At 40.1% G+C, this 21,773-nt stretch carries 22 protein-coding genes; 10 read left to right on the plus strand and 12 right to left on the minus strand.

Annotation, left to right across the window (positions count from 1 at the left end):
- Positions 1–132 precede the first annotated feature (132 nt).
- Genes cydP through B1201_RS13010 form a run of 5 tightly spaced genes read left to right on the plus strand, consistent with a single transcriptional unit; the run spans position 133 to position 3,493 of the window.
- Positions 133–324, plus strand: a complete 192-nt coding sequence (gene cydP, locus B1201_RS12990) for a cytochrome oxidase putative small subunit CydP (RefSeq protein ID WP_078188513.1) — start codon at positions 133–135, stop codon at positions 322–324.
- A complete protein-coding gene (locus B1201_RS12995) occupies positions 324–1,910 on the plus strand; it encodes a cytochrome ubiquinol oxidase subunit I (RefSeq protein ID WP_078188514.1) in 1,587 nt (528 codons plus the stop codon). Before cydP ends, B1201_RS12995 begins: the two co-directional genes overlap by 1 nt.
- Positions 1,907–3,052: a cytochrome d ubiquinol oxidase subunit II gene (gene cydB, locus B1201_RS13000; protein ID WP_078193913.1), complete on the plus strand. Its 1,146-nt coding sequence runs from the start codon at positions 1,907–1,909 to the stop codon at positions 3,050–3,052. The genes B1201_RS12995 and cydB overlap by 4 nt, the downstream gene beginning before the upstream one ends.
- Positions 3,053–3,076: 24 nt before the next feature.
- Positions 3,077–3,178 carry a cytochrome bd-I oxidase subunit CydX gene (gene cydX, locus B1201_RS13005; protein WP_002120988.1) on the plus strand — a complete coding sequence of 34 codons (102 nt, stop codon included), beginning with the start codon at positions 3,077–3,079 and terminating at the stop codon, positions 3,176–3,178.
- A gap of 3 nt (positions 3,179–3,181) precedes the next feature.
- Entirely contained in the window at positions 3,182–3,493 is a 312-nt protein-coding gene (locus B1201_RS13010) for a cyd operon YbgE family protein (RefSeq protein WP_078193914.1), read from the plus strand.
- A 563-nt stretch (positions 3,494–4,056) separates the two neighbouring features.
- On the opposite strand, the gene B1201_RS13015 is transcribed toward B1201_RS13010, so the two are convergent.
- The 7 genes from B1201_RS13015 to B1201_RS13045 all read right to left on the minus strand — a co-directional run bounded on the left by B1201_RS13015 (position 4,057) and on the right by B1201_RS13045 (position 11,220).
- Complete coding sequence (locus tag B1201_RS13015; protein WP_078193915.1) at positions 4,057–4,626, minus strand: hypothetical protein; 570 nt, start codon at positions 4,624–4,626, stop codon at positions 4,057–4,059.
- 391 nt (positions 4,627–5,017) lie between these two features.
- Positions 5,018–6,154 carry a rod shape-determining protein RodA gene (gene rodA / locus B1201_RS13020; protein ID WP_078193916.1) on the minus strand — a complete coding sequence of 379 codons (1,137 nt, stop codon included), beginning with the start codon at positions 6,152–6,154 and terminating at the stop codon, positions 5,018–5,020.
- An 85-nt stretch (positions 6,155–6,239) separates the two neighbouring features.
- The gene (ispD, locus tag B1201_RS13025) at positions 6,240–6,965 is read right to left on the minus strand and encodes a 2-C-methyl-D-erythritol 4-phosphate cytidylyltransferase (protein ID WP_078193917.1); all 726 of its coding nucleotides are present in this window, start codon (positions 6,963–6,965) and stop codon (positions 6,240–6,242) included.
- On the minus strand, positions 6,928–7,320 hold the full coding sequence (locus B1201_RS13030; protein WP_078193918.1) for a septum formation initiator family protein: 393 nt from the start codon (positions 7,318–7,320) through the stop codon (positions 6,928–6,930). The genes ispD and B1201_RS13030 overlap by 38 nt, the downstream gene beginning before the upstream one ends.
- A gap of 16 nt (positions 7,321–7,336) precedes the next feature.
- The gene (gene eno / locus B1201_RS13035; protein WP_078188521.1) at positions 7,337–8,626 is read right to left on the minus strand and encodes a phosphopyruvate hydratase; all 1,290 of its coding nucleotides are present in this window, start codon (positions 8,624–8,626) and stop codon (positions 7,337–7,339) included.
- A gap of 64 nt (positions 8,627–8,690) precedes the next feature.
- Positions 8,691–9,548, minus strand: a complete 858-nt coding sequence (gene kdsA, locus B1201_RS13040; protein WP_078188522.1) for a 3-deoxy-8-phosphooctulonate synthase — start codon at positions 9,546–9,548, stop codon at positions 8,691–8,693.
- A 31-nt stretch (positions 9,549–9,579) separates the two neighbouring features.
- Entirely contained in the window at positions 9,580–11,220 is a 1,641-nt protein-coding gene (locus B1201_RS13045) for a CTP synthase (RefSeq protein WP_078188523.1), read from the minus strand.
- A 229-nt stretch (positions 11,221–11,449) separates the two neighbouring features.
- Between B1201_RS13045 and B1201_RS13050 the strand changes: the two genes are divergently transcribed.
- Entirely contained in the window at positions 11,450–11,863 is a 414-nt protein-coding gene (locus B1201_RS13050) for an internalin (RefSeq protein WP_078193919.1), read from the plus strand.
- A 110-nt stretch (positions 11,864–11,973) separates the two neighbouring features.
- Here the strand turns inward: B1201_RS13050 and B1201_RS13055 are convergent, their stop codons facing one another.
- On the minus strand, positions 11,974–12,858 hold the full coding sequence (locus B1201_RS13055) for a LysR family transcriptional regulator (protein ID WP_078194001.1): 885 nt from the start codon (positions 12,856–12,858) through the stop codon (positions 11,974–11,976).
- A gap of 110 nt (positions 12,859–12,968) precedes the next feature.
- Here B1201_RS13055 and dkgB point away from each other — a divergent pair, with 110 nt between their 5' ends.
- Together dkgB and B1201_RS13065 are read left to right on the plus strand one after the other, a co-directional pair.
- A complete protein-coding gene (dkgB, locus tag B1201_RS13060; protein WP_213032936.1) occupies positions 12,969–13,775 on the plus strand; it encodes a 2,5-didehydrogluconate reductase DkgB in 807 nt (268 codons plus the stop codon).
- 1 nt (position 13,776) lies between these two features.
- Positions 13,777–14,952 carry an MFS transporter gene (locus tag B1201_RS13065; RefSeq protein ID WP_078193921.1) on the plus strand — a complete coding sequence of 392 codons (1,176 nt, stop codon included), beginning with the start codon at positions 13,777–13,779 and terminating at the stop codon, positions 14,950–14,952.
- Positions 14,953–14,990: 38 nt separating this feature from the next.
- On the opposite strand, the gene B1201_RS13070 is transcribed toward B1201_RS13065, so the two are convergent.
- From B1201_RS13070 to B1201_RS13080, 3 genes are all read right to left on the minus strand, one after another.
- Positions 14,991–16,082: a YheT family hydrolase gene (locus tag B1201_RS13070; RefSeq protein ID WP_078193922.1), complete on the minus strand. Its 1,092-nt coding sequence runs from the start codon at positions 16,080–16,082 to the stop codon at positions 14,991–14,993.
- Positions 16,083–16,284: 202 nt separating this feature from the next.
- Complete coding sequence (locus B1201_RS13075) at positions 16,285–16,689, minus strand: nuclear transport factor 2 family protein (RefSeq protein WP_078193923.1); 405 nt, start codon at positions 16,687–16,689, stop codon at positions 16,285–16,287.
- Between the two features lie 122 nt (positions 16,690–16,811).
- Positions 16,812–18,836 carry an NADPH-dependent 2,4-dienoyl-CoA reductase gene (locus B1201_RS13080; protein ID WP_078193924.1) on the minus strand — a complete coding sequence of 675 codons (2,025 nt, stop codon included), beginning with the start codon at positions 18,834–18,836 and terminating at the stop codon, positions 16,812–16,814.
- Positions 18,837–19,017: 181 nt separating this feature from the next.
- Between B1201_RS13080 and B1201_RS13085 the strand changes: the two genes are divergently transcribed.
- Together B1201_RS13085 and B1201_RS13090 are read left to right on the plus strand one after the other, a co-directional pair.
- Positions 19,018–19,557 (plus strand): PadR family transcriptional regulator, encoded by a 540-nt coding sequence (locus B1201_RS13085; RefSeq protein ID WP_078194002.1) that lies wholly within the window; start codon positions 19,018–19,020, stop codon positions 19,555–19,557.
- 25 nt (positions 19,558–19,582) lie between these two features.
- Positions 19,583–20,491, plus strand: a complete 909-nt coding sequence (locus B1201_RS13090; RefSeq protein WP_078193925.1) for an alpha/beta fold hydrolase — start codon at positions 19,583–19,585, stop codon at positions 20,489–20,491.
- Positions 20,492–20,625: 134 nt separating this feature from the next.
- Here the strand turns inward: B1201_RS13090 and B1201_RS13095 are convergent, their stop codons facing one another.
- The gene (locus B1201_RS13095; RefSeq protein ID WP_078188530.1) at positions 20,626–21,537 is read right to left on the minus strand and encodes a LysR family transcriptional regulator; all 912 of its coding nucleotides are present in this window, start codon (positions 21,535–21,537) and stop codon (positions 20,626–20,628) included.
- Positions 21,538–21,773: the final 236 nt, after the last annotated feature.

The following is a 21,773-nucleotide window of genomic DNA, read 5'->3' on the forward strand; positions in this document are numbered from 1 at the left end:
ACTAATAAGTACTATAAGTAATTGTATTTAAATTACTTAATAATATATTTTTATTTTAACTGTTCAACCTATTTGCTTTTTTTATATATTTGTTAATAATATAGTACAAGTTTAAAGAATAGGCTTATTTCCATGAGCTTAAAATTCAAAGATTTAAATCGTCGTGTGGTCAGAGAAATAACCGCAATACTAATAATTAAAGTGATTATTTTAATGATCATTAAGAACATCTGGTTCGACGCCCCTACTATCCCTAAAAACTTTGACAATCAAGTTGCCGAGCATATTGCTGGCAGTCCTTCCCAAATCAAGGAGACACGTTGATGATTTCTGAAAGCGTGGTCGATCTTTCGCGGTTCCAATTTGCAATGACCGCGATGTATCACTTTATTTTTGTTCCACTGACTTTAGGTCTGGCTTTTATTCTTGCCATTATGGAAACCACCTATGTGATTTCTGGCAAAGAAATTTATAAAGACATGACTAAATTCTGGGGAAAACTCTTCGGTATTAACTTCGCATTAGGTGTTACTACTGGTTTGACCATGGAGTTTCAGTTCGGTACTAACTGGGCGTATTACTCACACTATGTCGGTGATATTTTCGGTGCACCATTAGCCATTGAAGGTCTGATGGCATTCTTCCTTGAATCAACATTTATTGGTTTATTCTTTTTCGGCTGGGATCGCCTATCTAAAGTTCAGCATTTGGCAGTCACTTGGTTAGTTGCACTTGGCTCGAACATGTCTGCACTATGGATTTTAGTGGCAAATGGTTGGATGCAAAACCCTGTTGGTTCCGCGTTTAACTATGAAACTATGCGTATGGAAATGGTGGACTTCGGCGCACTGATTTTCAACCCTGTGGCTCAGGTTAAATTCGTACATACCGTATCTGCAGGCTATGTGACTGGTGCTATTTTCGTACTGGCAATTTCAAGTTACTACTTATTGAAAAAACGTGACTTGCCATTTGCTCGTCGTTCATTCGCTATCGCTGCAATCTTTGGTTTAGCGTCTACACTTTCAGTGATCTTACTGGGTGATGAATCTGGTTATGAAATTGGTGACGTACAAAAAACTAAACTTGCTGCGATTGAAGCTGAATGGGACACTCACCCAGCTCCAGCGCCATTTACTTTGTTTGGTATTCCAAATAAAGAAACTATGTCTACTGACTACGCGATCAAAATTCCTTATGTCATGGGGATTATCGCAACACGTTCAACTGATAAAGAAGTAACAGGTATTAAAGACCTGATCGTACAACACGAAGCGCGTATTCGTAACGGTATGGTGGCTTACTCACAGTTAGAACAACTTCGTGCAGGCGACACTTCTCCTGAACTTAAAGCAGCGTTTGCTGAGTCTCAAAAAGACTTGGGTTATGGTTTGCTTCTGAAAAAATACACAGACAAAGTTGTCGATGCTTCTGACGAACAAATCAAAGCAGCTGCAAAAGACACTATTCCACATGTTCCAAGCTTGTTCTGGGCATTCCGTGCAATGGTTGCTTCTGGCTTCTTAATGCTACTGTTATTCGTACTTGCAACATTTGCTGTCGGTAAACGTAATGCAGAAAACAAACCTTGGTTATTAAAGTTTGCTTTGTTTGCTCTACCGTTACCTTGGATTGCTGCACAAACAGGTTGGTATGTTGCCGAAGTTGGTCGTCAACCTTGGACTATCGGTGAAGTTCTACCTACACATCTTTCAGCTTCTAGCTTAAGTACGGGTGATGTATGGGGTTCTATCCTTGCATTAGCAGCGTTCTACACTGTACTGCTGATCATAGAAATGTACTTAATGATTAAATTCTCACGCCTTGGCCCAAGTTCTCTACATACTGGTAAATACCACTTCGAGAAACTTGAAGCTGCAAAAAAGGCAAATGAGGAGGCTCAAGCATGATCGAATATGAATTACTCAAAATCATTTGGTGGGTATTAGTCGGTGTCCTACTGATCGGCTTCGCCCTCACCGATGGCTTCGATATGGGCTCAATGGCGATCATGCCATTCGTAGGTAAAAAAGACGAAGAACGTCGTGCGGCAATCAATACGATTGCCCCACACTGGGACGGTAACCAAGTTTGGTTTATTACTGCTGGTGGCGCACTGTTTGCAGCATGGCCAATGGTATATGCGACTGCATTCTCAGGGATGTACTGGGCACTGTTACTGGTACTCTTCGCCCTCTTCTTACGTCCAGTCGGTTTTGACTACCGTTCTAAACTTGAAAATACCAAGTGGCGTAATTCTTGGGATTGGGGTCTAGCAATTGGTGGTGCTGTTCCTGCCCTCGTATTTGGTGTTGCGTTTGGTAATATGTTCCTCGGTGTTCCATTCACTATGGACGAAACTGTTCGCTCGACTTATACAGGTAGTTTCTTTGCGCTGCTTAACCCATTCGCTTTAGTTTGCGGTATCGTGAGTTTATCTATGCTTTGCGCACACGGTGGTGCATGGCTCATGCTTCGTACAGACGGCGACCTACGTGCACGCTCAGCAAAAGCGACTCAGCTTATGGGTATCGTATTCTTGGTTTGCTTCTTACTTGCAGGCGCATGGTTATACTTCGGTAATATCCAAGGCTACACATTAGCGCAACCGTTTGACACGAATGGCGTTGCTAACCCATTGGCTAAAGAAGTGATCACCAATGCCAACCCAGGTTGGATGAACAATTATAGTATTTATCCTATTACTATGATTGCGCCAATCATGGCAATTTTAGGTGCTTTGATCATTATCCTTGCCGCAGGTAAAGGTAAAGCCGGTTTCAGCTTCCTTGGTTCAAGCTTGGCAGTCATTGGTGCAATCTTAACTGCTGGTTTTGCATTGTTCCCTTTCCTTATGCCTTCCAGCATCAACCCAACTGTAAGTTTGACTATGTGGGATGCGGTTTCAAGTAAAAATACCCTGACTGTGATGACAGTTGCCGCGTGTATTTTTGTCCCAATTATCCTGTGCTACACAACTTGGTGTTACTACAAGATGTGGGGTGTAGTGACTAACAAACATATTGAAGAGAATTCACACAGCCTATACTAAGGCTGTGTCTAAGGAGAAAAGACGATGTGGTATTTTGCTTGGATTCTCGGTATTTTGATGGCATGTTTTGCAGGTGTACTTAGTGCGCTTTACATCGAACATCATCAAGATCTAGATGAGGAATAACAAATGACTGATGCTGCTGTAGAAAAATCACTTGTAGAAAAGAAGCCAAATAAATTTGCAATGGTCATTTCCTGCCTGTTAGCTTTTCCTTTGGCAGCCGTGTTACTTGTACATCCTGCTGCCATGCTGGATGACAATGGTGGATATAGCCATCGAGCGCTGATGTTCATCATGATAGGTATTTCAGGTGGTTTTGTGCATGGTGTGGGTTTTACACCACACCATTGGTTCTGGAAATGGCTTTTTAGCCCCTTCCTCGCTTGGCCACTCATGTTGTGGGGCTACTACACATGGTTCCTACATTTTAATATCTAAATAAAGCCCTCATTTGAGGGCTTTATTTTTGATTGAAACTACAAAACTGTTTAAAATCCCACAGATATATAAAAAAGATTTCGATCCTATTTTGATACTTTAGAGTTCGTATGTTCGCTAATATATAAATGGAAACAATTAAAGAAAAATCAAACTTGTTCTATAGAGATTATTAAACTGCATTTTATCCATATAATGGACGATAAAATGGCTTTCAACTATCAAAAATTTTATTCAAGTATCCTGAGATAGAAAATGTAATAGCCAATTTCAAACAAAAAAACATCCTAACATTTTTAACTTCAGTCATCTGTATGGATCATTTTTTAAAAGACACTCTTCTCATAGCTTGCTTTCAGGATTAGCTCTAAGACCATTCAGCATGTTAAATGAAATTTTAAAGATTAAAGATTTATATAATGTAGAAATTGAAATATTCAAAAAGGATACTTTATTAAAAAGAAAGTTTAGTTATAGCTCTAATTAGTAACTGACGTTATGCATGGGTTTTAAAGTTAACTTTTTTCAACTTATGCATAACATCAGTGTCTAAATGATAATGATTATGAAACATATTGAGATAAATAAGTTTCATATAAGCTGAGTGCTTGATCAAAATCCTTTAATGGAAAATCTATGGCTTTATCATTACTTTTATCAGTAGCATATGCAGTATAAGTTATAACTTTACATATGATAGGGTCATCAATAGTATTTTGAGATATACCTAAAAAGCACACTTGCTTCTGGCTATTTCTGTATGAAAGGTATTTACAAATATATCGTCGTCCAGAAATCATATCACCGCCAGTTTTGACATATGATTTGACTTCATTTTTACTGAGATCAAATTTGTTTTGAAGTAAGAGCAGTGCATTTTCTAATAATTCTGAAATTTCTGCATCTTTTGCACCGTAAAGCTTTTTTGATGAAATAGGATATGCAATTCTATATTTATTTTCTAACGCACTTAAGACTTCTTCGATTAACTCACGATATAGCTCTTGGTCATTTAGTGATAACGAAGCGATATAATTTTGAAGATTTGTATATAAATTAAATAACTGTCTGTCCGTTAAATTTTTTTGTAAATTTTTAGATACTAAACCTAGTTTATGTTCAATTGAACTCACAAGAAAAACCTCTTTGAAATTTATAGGGCAATGATAATCTTTTTAATGTAAATAAATAATACGATTAAAGCGAGTTATGTATTTATAGCGACAATTAATGTCGCCATTATAAATAAGAAACTTATCTTATTCTTGTGTATGGTTCTCACTGAGAATAAGAAAGAAAATAAACTAAGATATAAATAATACACGCTATACAAAACTCATTTCATTTTAAATCCAAGTACTAACTCTAGAAAAAAAACACCATTCCACCGAATGAAGCTTTTCAAGTGATTTGACAAATTTCATGACTAATTCAATAGTCAATTTTTCGCAGTTTTATCTCGTCTATTTTAAATCTCAAGCAAAAAAACCGGATATAAATCCGGCTTAATGTGCTCTATTCTACTTAACGATGCGTATGAATCGACATCACAATCCCCATCCCTGCGAGCATCGCAATTACAGCTGTACCACCATAACTCATCAACGGTAGTGGATCACCTGTTACCGGTAAAATCCCACTGACCATACCCGAGTTTAAAAATACAAAAAAGAAGAAAGTTAATCCTATCGCTCCTGCATAAAGTCGTCCAAAATTATGGAAGCAATTTAGTCCAATAATCAAACAGCGAACAATAATTGCTGTAAACAAACTAAATAAAAGAAATACACCAATAAAGCCAAACTCTTCAGCATAGGTCGACATAATAAAGTCAGTATGATGCTCTGGCAGATAGCCCAAGTGCGACTGCGTCCCTTCGGTATACCCCTTACCCATTAAACCGCCTGAACCAATGGCAATTTTAGACTGAATAATATTCCAACCTGCACCAAGTGCGTCAGACTCAGGGTCAAATAAGGTCAGTACACGTTTTTTCTGATATTCCTGCAAAAAAAACATCCAGAGTACAGGTGCTGCAATTGCAAAGGCTGTTAAAGCACCTGCAATTAAACGCCAAGACATACCACTTAAAAATAAAACAAAAATACCTGGAATAATCAAACCAATATTCAAGTCGGGCTGTAAAGCGACCAATGCAAATGGAATCAATAATAAAATTAATGCCCCGACAATTTGTAAAAATTTCGGTGGAAATGGTTTTCGCGCAAAATACCACGCCATCATCAGTGGCATGGCAAATTTCATAAACTCACTCGGCTGCATACTGCCGATACCCGGCAAGCTAATCCAGCGTTTCGCCCCCATCCTTTTTTCACCAATGACCAAAACCAACAACAGTAAAAATATACCGATGGCATATAAGTACGGACTCATAGATTGGTAAACTTTGGGTGGAATTTGCGCGCAGATCAGCATCACAATAAAGCCCACACCAAAACTTGTGGCTTGACGTAGTACCATTCCCGAATCTTCCGCGGTCGCACTATAGACAACCATCAGCCCCAATATTGCATTGAGTACCAAGAAGCAAAGTAACCACGGGTCTAAATGAAGTTTAGCCCATCGAGAAGAATCGTGTTTTATACTGCGGCCATCGCGTAATGACTGACGTAAAAAACGATACTGTTGAGAAGGGATCATTGCGAAACAGATCTAAAAAGGATGCGGGAATTATAGATTAAAGCGACAGTAAAAATCACTGTCCCTTAAATATTCCTTGAAATAATCATCTATTAACTTGAGACGCTAAAATTAAACGTGCCAACTCTAAATCATCAGGATAGGTAATTTTAATATTGTCCGAACGACCTTGCACGACATTAACTTGCTCACCGACAAATTCTAAGGCACTAGCTTCATCTGTGATGGTCGCACCAGCGGCAAGCGCTTGTTCAATGGCATTTTTAAGCATACCCAATTTGGCAATTTGTGGTGTCTGCGCTTGCCATAAAGTTGAACGATCTACCGTTGTTGATATTTGTGGTGGCGTTTTAACTTGTTTTAAGGTGTCGCGTACAGGGATGGCGAGAATCGCACTTTGCTCCGAATCGACTGCCGATTGAACTAAATCTTCTAGACTCAACTGCGAGACACATGGTCTTGCTGCATCATGAACAAATACCCAATCATCATCATTGGCAATCCTAGATAGATATTGCAATGCATTGAGTACAGAATGCACACGCTCTGCACCGCCTAAACAAAAATGTGCCTTATCTTGATTTGCTAGTGCCAAAGTCTGAGCAATATTATCTTGCTCGCCTATAGCCAATACATAGCCTGTTAAAGGTAATTGGTTAAGACGCGCAACTGTGTGTTCAAGCACAGTTACACCCGCAATGTTTTGATATTGTTTTAGTTCAGTTTTAGAAAATCGACTTCCTGAACCAGCAGCAGGAATAATAGCCCACAATTTAAGGTTCGGGTGGAAGTTCGGCTGGTTCTGACTCATTGGTACGTAGGTCTACTTTTGCGTTTGGATCAATATAAATTGGTTTGTACTGAGTACTAATCGTACTCATCTGTACGAAAGTTTCATGCGGTTTAATTAAACCTAAATCTAGACGAGCATGCTCTTCAATAGCTTCAACGCCATTTTTTAAATCGTATACTTCAGCTGCAAGTACGCGATTTCGTTCTTTTAATTCGTTATTGAGTTCGACTTGTTGTTGTATTTTCTGACTCAGTTGTTGATGTTGATGGTAACCACCTTCACCGAACCAGTATAAATATTGAAACCCTGCGATCAAAAAGATCGCAAGGCCCAACAATGCTTTACTCGCTTTGGAGTCAAATACATTTAACATAGATAGCATGATCTGCTTAGTTCAAACCTTTGAACTCAGCTTTACCGCGATATGCAGCATTAGTCAATTCTTCAATACGAAGTAATTGGTTATATTTCGCTACACGGTCAGAACGGCAAAGTGAACCAGTTTTGATTTGACCCGCTGCTGTACCCACTGCAAGATCTGCAATAGTTGAATCTTCAGTTTCACCAGAACGGTGTGAAATCACTGTAGTGTAACCATTTGCTTTCGCAAGGTAGATTGCATCTAGAGTTTCAGTCAACGTACCGATTTGGTTGTACTTGATTAGGATCGAGTTACCCACTTTTTCGTTGATACCACGTTGAAGAATCTTAGGATTCGTAACGAATAGGTCATCACCAACCAATTGGATTTTGTCGCCAAGGATTGAAGTAAGGTAAGACCAACCTTCCCAATCAGACTCGTCCAAACCATCTTCAATTGAGATGATTGGGTACTGTTTTGCAAAACCAGCAAGGTAGTCAGCAAATTGGTTGCTTGTGAATGCTTTATTGCCTTCACCTGCAAGGATGTATTGACCATCTTTGTAGAATTCTGAAGATGCACAGTCAAGCGCAAGCATAATGTCAGAACCTGCTTTGTAGCCAGTTTTTTCAATTGCTTCAAGAATTACTGTGATTGCTTCTTCGTTAGAACGAAGGTTCGGTGCAAAACCACCTTCATCACCAACTGCAGTATTTAGACCTTGTTTCTTTAAAACTGATTTTAAAGAATGGAAAATTTCAGCACCAGCGCGTAAAGCTTCAGAGAATGAAGTGAAGCCAACTGGCTCAATCATAAATTCTTGAATGTCTACGTTGTTGTCTGCATGTGAACCACCATTTAGGATGTTCATCATTGGAACAGGCATAGTCAAAATGCTGTTATTACGAAGGTCTGCGATGTATTGGAAAAGTGGAATTTTCTTTTCATCAGCAGCAGCGCGCGCAGCAGCTAGCGATACCGCTAAAGTTGCGTTCGCACCTAATTTTTCTTTGTTTTCAGTACCGTCAAGCGCGATCATTGTGTTGTCAATGTCTTTTTGTTCGAATACTGATTTACCCAACAATGCATCACGAATTACTGTGTTAACGTTGTTAACCGCAGTTTTAACGCCTTTACCTAAGTAACGAGCTTTGTCGCCGTCACGAAGTTCTAAAGCTTCACGAGAACCAGTTGAAGCACCAGATGGTGCACATGCACGGCCTACAACGCCAGAGGCTAAGATTACGTCTGCTTCGATGGTAGGGTTACCACGAGAGTCCAAAATTTCACGTGCACGAATGTCAACGATTTGGCTCATGAACAATTCCTCAGTTGATTAATAAAAATGATGCGTCAAAAGTGACGCATCAATGTGTATCGAATTAGTGTGTGTCTAACTTTGCGAAACCTTTAACTAAGGTATCGAGCTCTTTTAACTGTGCCAAGAAAGGTTCCAACTGTGACATGCGTAGCGCACATGGACCATCACATTTGGCATTTTCTGGATCTGGATGAGCTTCTAAGAACAAACCTGCTAAACCAGTCGCCATACCTGCACGTGCCAGTGTCGTGATTTGCGCACGACGACCACCTGCAGAATCCGCACGACCACCCGGCGTTTGAAGCGCATGCGTAACATCAAAGAACACAGGGACATTCATTTCTTTCATGATGTCAAAGCCCAACATGTCTACAACTAAATTGTTGTAACCAAATGCTGAACCACGTTCACAAAGAATCAGTTTGTCATTTCCTGCTTCCAAACACTTATGCAAAATATGACGCATTTCGTGTGGTGCGAGGAACTGTGCTTTTTTAATGTTGATGATGGCATCAGTTTTCGCCATCGCTTCAACAAGGTCAGTTTGACGGCTTAAAAATGCAGGAAGTTGGATAATATCCGCAACTTCAGCAACAGGCGCAGCTTGATATGGTTCATGTACGTCAGTAATAATCGGCACATTAAAGTGTTTCTTTATGTCAGCTAACCACTCGATTCCTTTTTCTAGGCCTGGGCCACGGAAAGAGTTCAAGCTTGAACGATTGGCTTTATCAAAACTTGCTTTAAACACATACGGAATATCCAAGCGTTTGCAGATATCCACATAGGTTTCAGCAATTTCAAAAGCAAGGTCTTTTGACTCAAGTACGTTCATGCCGCCGAATAGTACAAATGGCAAATGATTTGCCATTTGTATATCGCCTAAACGTACAATTTCCTGTGGTTTTAATTGTGACATTTAAACTCTTCCTGGTTTAGTCAAAAACACATTATTTCGCTTTTTGGTACTGCTTTTTAGCAGCATCAATAAAGCCTGCGAATAATGGGTGTCCATCACGTGGTGAACTTGTAAATTCCGGATGGAATTGTACAGCAATAAACCAAGGATGTTCAGGAATTTCAACAGTTTCAACAAGACGCTGTACTGGAGAATAACCTGAAATCTTCATGCCTTTTTCTTCAAGCACTGGGATATAACGGTTGTTCATTTCATAACGGTGACGGTGACGTTCAACGATCTCTTCAGAACCGTAAACTTGTGCAGTTTTTGTTCCCGCAACCAATTCAGATTTTTGAGCACCCAGACGCATTGTGCCGCCTAAGTCAGAATCTGCATTACGTTGTTGAACTTCGCCGCGCTCATCTAACCATTCAGTGATTAGACCAATCAATGGTGATTTTGTAGAACGGTTAAATTCAGTTGAAGTTGCATCACTAATACCCGCAACGTTGCGCGCATATTCGATCACAGCCAACTGCATACCTAAACAGATGCCAAGGAATGGCACACCGTTTTCACGTGCAAAACGAATCGCTTTCATTTTGCCTTCTGTACCACGTTCACCGAAGCCACCCGGCACTAAGATTGCATCCGCGTCTTTTAATACGTCGTTTACATCTTGGCTTTCAAGTTCTTCTGCATTGACATAATCAATCTGAACTTTCACACGGTTTTGAATACCCGCATGTAAAAGCGCTTCGTTTACAGATTTGTATGCATCTGGAAGTTCAACGTATTTGCCAACCATCGCTACACGAACTGTGTATTCAGGGTTCAGTAATGCATCTACAACGTTATCCCAGTCTGTAAGATCAGCTTCTGGAAGATCGTTATAGCCAAAACGTTCACAGATTAAATCATCAACGTTTTGTTCATAGAAAGTACGTGGAATTTGGTAAATAGAACGCGCATCTTTACATACCACAACTGCACGTGCTTCAACGTTCGTAAATAACGCAATTTTACGTGTAGTGTCAGCATCAACATCATGCTCTGTACGGCAGATCAGGATGTCTGGTTGAATACCAATCGACAAAAGCTCTTTTACAGAGTGTTGAGTTGGTTTAGTTTTTAATTCCGCAGCTGACTTAATGTATGGGAGTAAAGTTAAGTGCATTAACATTGTGCGCTTATGACCTAGTTCGACCATAAGTTGACGTACAGATTCCATGAATGGGAGAGATTCAATGTCACCTACTGTACCGCCGATCTCAACGATCGCAACGTCATAGCCTTCACCTGCGCGAAGAACACGTTCTTTAATATTGTCAGTAATATGTGGAATAACTTGAACTGTACCACCGAGGTAGTCACCACGACGTTCTTTATTCAAGACATCTTGGTACACTCGTCCTGAAGTAAAGTTGTTCAGTTTGGTCATTTTCGCACGACGCAAGAAACGTTCGTAATAACCCAAGTCTAAGTCAGTTTCAGCACCATCCTCTGTGACAAAAACTTCACCGTGTTGGAATGGACTCATAGTCCCTGGATCGACATTAATGTATGGATCCATTTTTACCATGGTTACTTTTAAACCACGGGCTTCTAAAAGCGCAGCCACTGATGCAGCTGAAATACCTTTACCTAGTGATGATACAACACCACCAGTAACGAAAATAAAATGGGTCATTAAGTTTCTCGTACAATGGAGCCTAAATTGGCCTACAATGTTGTGCGATTTTACTTTACTCTGTACCAAGAAAGCAAAGTCATTACGCATCAATTCATAGAACAATTAACAATTGGCTATTGTAACAGCAATTATCATAAAAATTTAGAGTAAGTTCTTATCATTTCTATATTCTTATTTGCTGTTATAATGCATTTATCCAATCCACACTTTTTTGTTTTGTGTAATTATGAATAAGAAACTTTTAATCTGCGGTGCAATCGCAACAGGTCTACTTCTTACAGCATGTGTAAAAAAAGAAGCACCAAAAGAAGAAGAACAGGAACAGGTTGAAGTTGCAGCATCTGAACCAACAGCATCTGTACCTACACAATTAGAACCAGTTGAAGAACAACCAGTTGTTGAAGAACCGACTCAGCAGCAAGTTGAAGTGATTCGTGAAGAAACACCGAATACAACAACTGAAATTCGTCGTGAACCTACTCCTCCTGCAGAAACTCCTGCTCCAAAAGCAGAAGCGCCTAAAGCTGCAGAAAAACCTGCACAAGCTGCTCAACCTAAACAAAACTCAGGTTCTGCTCAGTCTGAAGATGACGCCGTGGCTGCTGCCATTGCTGCTGCAACACCTGCTTTAGAGAACTAAGATCGAAGTTTTATCAAACAAATGATCAAAAAACCCGACAAAAGTCGGGTTTTTTATTGTTTCTATGTAAATAAAAAGCTGCACAAAACGATGCACAGTTTTTCTCACAACTATTCTTGTAATTTTTCAGCTAAATATTCAATAAATAAACGAACACGTTTCGGCAAATGCTCTTGTTGATAATAAACAGCATGAATAAGCTGTTCATGTGGCTCAATTTGATGGTCTAAAAGTTGTACCAATCGTCCTTCTGCAATATCTTTTTCTAACATAAAAATCGATAGACAAGCGATGCCCATCCCATGAATCGCAAGCTCACGAATGGTTTCACCATTTGATGCCTTGATGTTGGGTTGGATCGTCAAAGGTTTCCCTGCGACTTGGATCGGCCAAGTATTCATATGGGTAATTTGACTAAATCCAAGTAAAGCATGTGCGGTTAGCTCATCAGCATTTTGCGGACGTCCATGCTGCTGAAGATATTCAGGACTCGCCACCAAACACAGTCGACTCTTGTAGATAAGTTTTGCGTGCAAACTGGAGTCGTTTAATTTTCCAAAGCGAATTGCAACATCCGCTTTATGCTCTAATAAGTCAATCACTTGATCATGATTTACTAATTCAATCTGTATATGCGGATAACGTGCATTAAATTCTGGAATCAAGGGAACGATCATATGCAGAATAAAAGAAATTGCTGAATCGACTCGCACTAATCCCGAAGTATCTGCATCTAATTTCAGCAGAGAATCTTCCGCTTCGCTCAAATCATTCAATATCCGCCGTGTTTTTGCTAAAAACAATTGCCCCTCTTGCGTGAGCTTAATTTTGCGGGTAGTTCGTTCCAACAAGGTTACATTTAATTTAGATTCCAGACGCTGTAATGCGCGGCTGACACCAGATGCTGTTTGATCTAATCTTTCTGCTGCTTTGATAATAGAGCCACTATCTACAATAACAGTAAAAGCCTGCAGCTCCTCAATGGTCGATTTCATTGCATATTCGAATTCGTGATTTTTAATCAATAATATATTCCAAACTCATGCATTTTTCTTCAATAAAATTAGCAGCACAATAGCATCAACTCAAAAAAAGAGAACTCCTGATGATTGTTCCTCAATTTGGTGTCGGCACCTTCCGTTTGACAGGTGACACTGTCATTCATTCTGTTAAAATTGCCTTAGAAGTTGGATATCGTGCTGTAGACACCGCACAAATCTACGGTAATGAAGCAGAAGTAGGCCAAGCAATCGATGAAAGTCAGGTCAATCGAGCTGATATTTTCTTAACCACGAAAATTTGGACTGAAAATTATGCTGCCGACAAACTAATACCCAGTCTAAAAGACAGCTTAATTAAATTAAGGACGGATGCAGTTAACCTCACACTTATTCATTGGCCTGCACCTGCACTTGGAGTCAATATTCCAGAATTAATGGGACATTTACTTGAGGCAAAAAAACAAGGTTTGACTGAATATATTGGTGTATCTAATTTTAATATTGAGCTTACTCAACAAGCTATTGACAGTATAGGTGCTGAGCAGATTGCAACCAATCAAATTGAACTGAGTCCTTATCTTCAAAATGAACGACTTGCGACTTACTTAAAACAGCAAAATATTGATGTCACCTCTTATATGACCTTGGCTTATGGCAAAGTGCTAAATGACCCAATACTTTCTGATATTGCAGCACAACACCAAGCTTCAGTTGCACAAGTGACACTCGCTTGGGCGCTGCAAAAGGGTTATGCCGTAATTCCATCGTCAACCCAACGTGAACATTTAACCAGTAACTTAAAAGTTCAAGACATTCATTTAACATCAGAACAGATGCAGGCCATTGCCACACTAGACAGAAATGCACGTGAAGTGAGCCCACCTGAACTTGCTCCAGTGTGGGATATTTAATATGAAATTCAATTTTCCATTAATTGCATTAGCCGTAGGTGCTTTTGCAATTGGCACAACAGAATTTTCACCGATGGGTTTTTTGCCTGAAATCGCAGCAGATTTATCGGTTTCCATTCCTCAAGCGGGCTTACTGATTAGTGCCTATGCCGTTGGCGTCATGATTGGTGCCCCATTAATGACCTTATGGTTAGCACGTTTTCCTAAACGTACTGCCCTTATTTTACTAATGGCAATCTTTACCATCGGTAATATTTTGGCAACGATTGCACCCAATTATCTCGGTTTAATGGCTGCGCGTTTAGTGACGAGTTTGAACCACGGCGCCTTTTTTGGCTTAGGCTCTGTCGTCGCAGCAAGTGTTGTTCCAAAAGATAAACAAGCCAGTGCCGTTGCTATGATGTTTATGGGCTTGACCATTGCCAATATTGGCGGCGTGCCACTCGCAACATGGGTGGGGCAAAATATCGGTTGGCGTATGTCTTTTGCGGCCATCACCTTACTGGGCATCATCACCATGTTAGCATTATGGAAAGCACTACCTCATCAGCAACAGACCGAAAAACCTGATGTACGAGCAGAGTTAAAAGTATTAACTCGCATGCCTGTTGTTTTAGCACTGCTCACCACGGTAATGAGTGCTGGAGCTATGTTCGCGCTCTATACCTATATCGCACCGAGCTTAAAAGTCTTTACCCATGCAAGCCCTGAGCTTATCACTTTCATGTTGGTTTTAATCGGGATCGGATTTTCAATCGGCAACCATTTCGGTGGTAAGTTTGCAGATCAATCCTTAGATAAAACCTTGATTGGCTTTTTAGTCTTACTGATGCTGATGATGCTGTTATTTCCAATTTTAGCAACAACCACCATTGGCGCGGCGATTGCATTAATCATCTGGGGAGCAGCAGCCTTTGCCGTTGTACCACCTTTACAAATGCGTGTTATGACAGTCGCTCACGATGCCCCTGGCCTTGCTTCTTCTGTAAATATTGGTGCATTTAATCTTGGAAATGCTTTGGGCGCAGTTGCTGGTGCCGCAGTGCTAAATCTTAACCTAAGCTATGCTGCGGTGTCTTATGCAGGCGCGACATTGAGCGCTATAGCGTTGATTTTAGTATTGATACAGATGAAGCTTAAACCTCAAACAACTGCATGTTGCGCACAAGCCGAGTAACACACACTTAAAATAGCCTACCCAAAGTAGGCTATTTTTTAGTTCGCATATAACTTTAAAAAATCTGCCATCAATTTGGTTGCCCATGAATGGGTTTCCATTAGACCTTCATAATAACCACAGTGACTGCCTTTTTTGGTGGTTACCACCACAACATTCGGCAAAGAACAGATTAATTCTTTATAGGGTTCAAAGTTTTGAATGTGGCAAATAGGATCGTCTTCGGCATTTAAAATCATCAAAGGAATTTTAAGATTTTCAAATACATAAATTGGGTTGGTGGATTTGGCATAACTTTCATAATCAGTAAAACCCGCCATTTGAAAATATGTACGTTCAAACTGCGCCAGATCTTTACTTTTTAGGACTTCAATTATAGATGGAGTCGTTGACCATGTTGCAGAATAGGGTTCTACAAATTTCTGAAAGAGCTTCTTGGTCATCATTTTACTGTAAAAAGGGTGGACATTTTTAAAGCCAAGCTCAGTGTCATAGCCCGGACATAAAGCAAAAGCCGCTTTAAGTGGTGTTTCCTCACCTTGTTCGCCTAAATAGCGGACCAATAACCCCGTTCCTGCAGATGAACCGACGCCAAATAAATTCGATTCGGGAAATTTCTGCTGAATAAAGGCAATCTGTTCACGCAGGTCATCGGTTGAACCAAATAAGTTTATTTTGGCAACAGGCATAGGTAAATTGGCATGACCACGTCTTAAACACAGTGCAATGCGCCAACCTGTATATAGATGAAGATCCCGAACCACTTCCCGCATACTTTCAGGCGTTCCCGTAATCGTATGCATGAGCACCACAGTTGGCACAGCCGCAGGTAAATCTAAACCTAACCATGCAATGGCTGTGATTCCACCATCAGCCATGGTCAGCTGCTCTATAGCATCATATTTAAGCTTCACTTGACGCTTTTTAATGACATCAAAATATAGTAAATGTGCGTGGGTATTCGACAGCCAAGGCGTAGGACGATATTTTTCATGTAGTTGCTTTAACTTCGGCAGCACATGTTTCATTTGCCCTTCAGGATGATAATAAAGCTGTGGTAATTCCGCACCAATTGCATGATCTACAAAATTTAAGAACGCCTGACGCCCTTTATGAATCACATTATTCATTGACCCTACCTTCACCTCGCTTCGCACTACAGCAAATCATTTCCATCTTTTCACTTTGGCAGACAATGTCCATAAAAAACCGCATCTAAAAAACCGTATCTAGCTAGCAATATTTGTTTGCTTAAGCCTCATAAGCAAAAAGCATGACAATATCCATCATGCTTTTTATCATTCTGTGATGAGCATTTAAAAATCAGCAGATTTAAGGCTGATATTGCATAATGCGCTCACCCATTTTCGCAGCCAATGCTTCCAACCCACTTTTCGGACGGAGCATGACTTCAAAATCTATCATCTGTCCTTGTTCATTAAACTGAATCATGTCGATCCCTTTTAACTTTTTCTCTCCAACATTGGCAGAAAACTCAAGTACAACATTGAGGCCATCCTCACTATAAAACTCACGGTGATAGGTAAAATTCTCAAAAATTTGAATCACATTGGTCAAAATAAAAGTTACTACAGGCTTACCTGGATATGGGTTAAACGCGACGGGTGAACGAAACACCACATCCTCTGCCAAGAGTTCATTTAAAATATTCATATCCCGTGTGTTAAGCATTTCGTGCCAACGTGCAACAGATTTTTTTGTTGTTTCAATAGTCATGTTTATGTCCTTTTTTTTGATGAATCATTTCCCTTTCCTCAAACTCCTCTCCCAAATGGAGAGGAAGCACGACAACTGCATATTAAATTGAATGAAGTTGTCGTGGTTTAGTATGAGGCTGATTAAATCACCGCAGCCAAATCTGCACCTTGACGAATGGCACGTTTAGCATCTAACTCACCTGCTTCTTTCGCACCACCAATCAAATGCACATTTTTCCCATCTGCTTGTAGCTGTTCATACATCGCGGTATAGGATTCCTGACCTGCACAAATCACCACATGATCAACATCTAAAATACGGGATTGACCATCAACGGTAATATGCAAACCTTGATCATCAATTTTGTCGTAGCTTGCACCCGCAATCATTTTCACATCGCGGTGTTTCAAACCTGTACGGTGAATCCAACCCGTGGTTTTACCTAAGCCAGCACCAACCGATTTAGCCTTACGTTGCAATAAATACACTTCACGCGGCGATTCTTCGACGTCTGGATGTTTCAAGCCACCGACTTGCGCATAAGTGGTATCAATACCCCATTCATCATAAAATTTCTCAGGATTGAGGCTACCGCTTTCACCTTCATGCGTTAAATATTCAGCCGTATCGAAACCAATACCGCCCGCACCAATGATTGCTACACGTTTGCCAACAGGTTGACGTTCACGTAATACCTGTAAATAGCTCAATACTTTTGGATGATCAATACCATCTATATCTAACTGACGCGGTGTTACACCCGTCGCCACCACGATGTCATCAAAATCAGACTGAGCTAATTCTTCATACGTTGCTGTATGGTTCAATACCAATTTAATCTGAGGCAATAGTTCTATTTTACGTTTGAAATAACGCAGCGTTTCATAAAACTCTTCTTTACCAGGAATCGTTTTCGCAATATTAAACTGTCCACCAATTTGGCTCGATGCTTCAAAAATAGTTATGTTATGACCACGCTCTGCAGCATAAGTTGCAAAGCTTAAACCTGCAGGTCCCGCACCAATCACAGCAATATTTTTCACCTGTGCAGATTCTTTAAAAATCAGTTCAGTTTCATAGCAAGCTTGAGGGTTAACCAAACATGTTGCAATTTTCATCGAGAAAATATGATCTAGGCAGGCCTGGTTACAAGCAATACAGGTATTAATTTCATCACTACGACCTTGTTCTGCTTTTTCCACAAAACGTGGGTCTGCTAGCATTGGACGTGCCATGGACACCATATCTGCATCACCCGAAGCAAGTACGTGCTCAGCCATTTCAGGAGTATTGATACGGTTTGAGGTGATTAAAGGAACATTCACAAGACCTTTTAATTTCTTGGTCACCCATGTAAATGCAGCACGTGGCACTTTGGTTGCAATGGTCGGAATACGCGCTTCATGCCAACCAATACCGGTATTGATAATAGTTGCACCGGCTTTTTCAATGGCTTTTGCAAGTTGCACAACTTCTTCGAAAGTCGAACCACCTTCAACCAGATCCAGCATAGAAAGACGGTAAATAATAATAAAATTTTCACCGACTAATTCACGCGCACGACGCACGATCTCAATTGGAAAACGAATCCGGTTTTCATAACTGCCACCCCATTCATCATCACGGTGGTTGGTACGTGCAGCAATAAACTCATTAATTAAATAACCTTCTGACCCCATGACCTCTACACCATCATAACCCGCTGTCTGTGCTAACTGAGCACATTTGGCAAAATCATTGATTGTGCGTTCGACGTCTGCTGTGCTTAAAGCTTGCGGTTTTACTGGGTTAATTGGTGCTTGAATAGATGAAGGTGCAACATTATTGGCCTGATACGAGTAACGACCTGTATGCAAAATCTGCATCGCAATTTTACCGCCAGCATCATGTACCGCCTGCGTAATCACTTTATGTTTTTCTGCTTCTTCTAAAGAGTCTAATTTTGAACCACCAGCAAATGTCACACCATCATCATTGGGAGAAATACCACCGGTTACAATCAGACCTACACCACCTTTCGCACGTTCTGCATAAAAAGCAGCCATGCGTTCATAGCCACCCGGTGCTTCTTCAAGGCCGATATGCATAGAACCCATCAATACACGGTTCTTTAGCGTTGTAAAACCTAAATCTAGTGGTGCCAATAAATTTGGATAATTTGACATTTTTTCTCCTTAGCGTGCTGAAAAGCTGGCTATTTTTATCTTCACTTGTATACAAGCTTTCTCTTTCCATCTACGTATACAATATTTTTGCAACTTGTTGCACTAATTTATATGCGAGATTTGATTTTTATGCAACATGTTGCATAATAAAAAGTACAAAACTATTTTGACTGAGCCATATATGTCTTTAGCCCATGTTTTACTCACGAGCTTACTTGAAAAACCGAGTACAGGAATCGATCTTGCACGCCGTTTTGACCGCTCTATGGGCTTTTTTTGGAATGCAACACATCAGCAAATCTACCGTGAACTCAATGGTATGCTGCAAAAAGGCTGGATCAGCACCATTGAAGATGAGCACAGTACAACCCGTAAAAAAACCTACCAAGTTGAACAGCTTGGACGTGTTGAATTAGCCAATTGGATGGTTGAGCAAAGCCCTCCGGCTCAATTACGTGAAGAGTTGATGGTTCGTTTACGTGCAGAAGCTCAGCTGGGTACAAATGGCGTATTACCCGAATTAGAACGTCATCTAGAAATTCACAAAGAAAAACTAAAAGTGTACCAGTCTATTTTTGCAAAAGACTTTGCACATGCGCATGATGAAGACCGTACTTTGTACATTCATAAAATGATTTTACAGCTTGGAATTGATTTGGAAATCGGTTGGATCAAATGGCTTGAAACCATCATTCCACAGTTGCATAAATTTAATCGCTAAAACAAAAAAATAAATAGGAAGCCGCATGCCGCACTATACAATGCCAGATCAACAACAACTGTATGTTCGTGAATATGGTCAAGGAGAACCCATCCTGGTTTTATCTGGACTCGGCATGCAAAGTTGGCAATGGCACCCTTTTCTATATCAACACCGAAAACACTTTAAATTTATCATTCCAGACTGGCGTGGATTTGGCGGCTCTAAACTTTGTCAAATTCCAAATATGGACACCATTTCAAGCCATTGGCGAGATATTGACAGCTTAGTTTCCCAGCTCGGTTACGATAAAATCACGGTGATTGCCTACTCCATGGGGGCAACGACCACCATGCACGGTTTAAAATACGGTCAGTTTGCTGAAAAAATTAAACGTTATTTGCACATCGATCAAACGCCTAAAATACGAGTAGATGCAGATTGGCAATATGGTTTATATGGCAAACGCCACAATGAGTTTTTAAGTATTTTAGAAGACATCTCGAAGGTACTTGCAACCAACCTCTCCGTGCCATTTGCACAGCAGATGAATAAACATGACCGTCAAGGTCTAGTCGACGCTTGGTTAAGGTTCATAGACTTACAAAATAGCAATCCTTATGCATTATCCGCTTTCCGTATTGCATATCAACAACCAACTTTACAGAAGCTGATGTTACCCTCACAAAGTGTGGCCTATTTATATTGGTATATTCAAAATTATTTGAACCATACTGAAGATTATCGTGAAGCCATTGCAGCACTCACCGCACCGACGACTTTTTTCACAGGGGCAAAATCGATCCTCTATCCTGCCCAAGGTCAAAAAATTATTGCTGATAGCCTAGCCAATGCAGAGCAAATCATTTTTAAAAAATCGGGACACACGCCATTGCTCAGTGAACCGGTCAAATTTAGCCGTGAAATCACCAAGTTCTTAAAACAAGCGATCTAATAAGACTGAATAAAAAAATAGGCTCATTACTTTTCAAGATTGAGCCTGTTTTTTTATATACAGGATGGTGTTACTTAATAAGTAACTTAAAAATTAATTTCAAAATCAAATTATTTTTAATGCTCTAACAAGTGTTAGAAAACTCGACGATCGTATTCAATTGCTTCCAAATCATACACTTGGTAAACGCAGTCAAATAAAGGACGTGCCAATTCCCCTTCATCATCATTCCGCACGATCAAATAAATTTGGCTAATGGCTGCACTATCCGATAATTTCACATAATTCACATGCCTAAACTGCATAATTTGTACAGATTCAGGAACAATACAAATGCCTTCGCCTGCGGCAACCATGCCTAGTGATTGCTGCAAATCAGCTTGAGTATTAAAGCGTTTCGGCTCCATACCATATTCTAAAAACAACGACTTGATCAGCGTTGCATAACTTTGACCATCCGTTGCTGGATAGATAAAAATCTGCTCATCTTTGAGATTATTCAATGCAATCTGTTGTTGTGAAGATAAAGGATGGCTTGAATGCACCGCAACAATCAGAGGCTCTTCACGCAATAGCACACGTTTAACCGCCTGATCCGACACACGAACTCGGCTAAAACATGCATCAACCCGACCTTCTTTTAATGCCTGAATCTGATCGACTGCACTCAGTTCAATTAAATTTACATTTAAGTGTGGATATTGCTGACGGAACAAATAAACAATTCGAGGTAATAAACCACAGAGTAGCGAACCGCCATAACCGATATTAATCGTGCGTTCAGTAGCACTGGCCCGCTGCGTAATGAGCTTAATTTCTTCTGCATTGGAAAGTAATTTCACGGCTTGCTGATAAAAGAAACGGCCAATGGTGGTGGTTCTCAAAGGACGGCTGCCACGCTCAAAAAGCTGTGCACCCAACTCTTCTTCTAAATTTTGAATTTGACGACTTAAAGGAGGTTGAGCAATAAATAGCTTTTCAGCAGCCTTCGTAAAACTCTGTTCTTCTACAACGGCAACAAAGTAACGTAAATGTCTTAATTCCATGACATTGTCCTTTAATGTCGAATTTCTTTCATAATGGTCTTTTATTTGAATATATCAGGACGACACTCAAATCACATCCTTCAAATTCGGTTATTTAAAAGATGTATACACCACATTTATTGTTTGGTCATGCTAATGTGAAACGATTACAAGGTTAACCCGACTTTAGTATTGGCAATTTTGCTCAATCTTCTCACATGAAAAACTACAAAACGTGATTGACTTCATGAAACAAT

Origin of the sequence: Acinetobacter sp. ANC 5600 (genome assembly GCF_002018395.1) — a bacterium.
Taxonomy (GTDB): Bacteria; Pseudomonadota; Gammaproteobacteria; order Pseudomonadales; family Moraxellaceae; genus Acinetobacter; species Acinetobacter amyesii.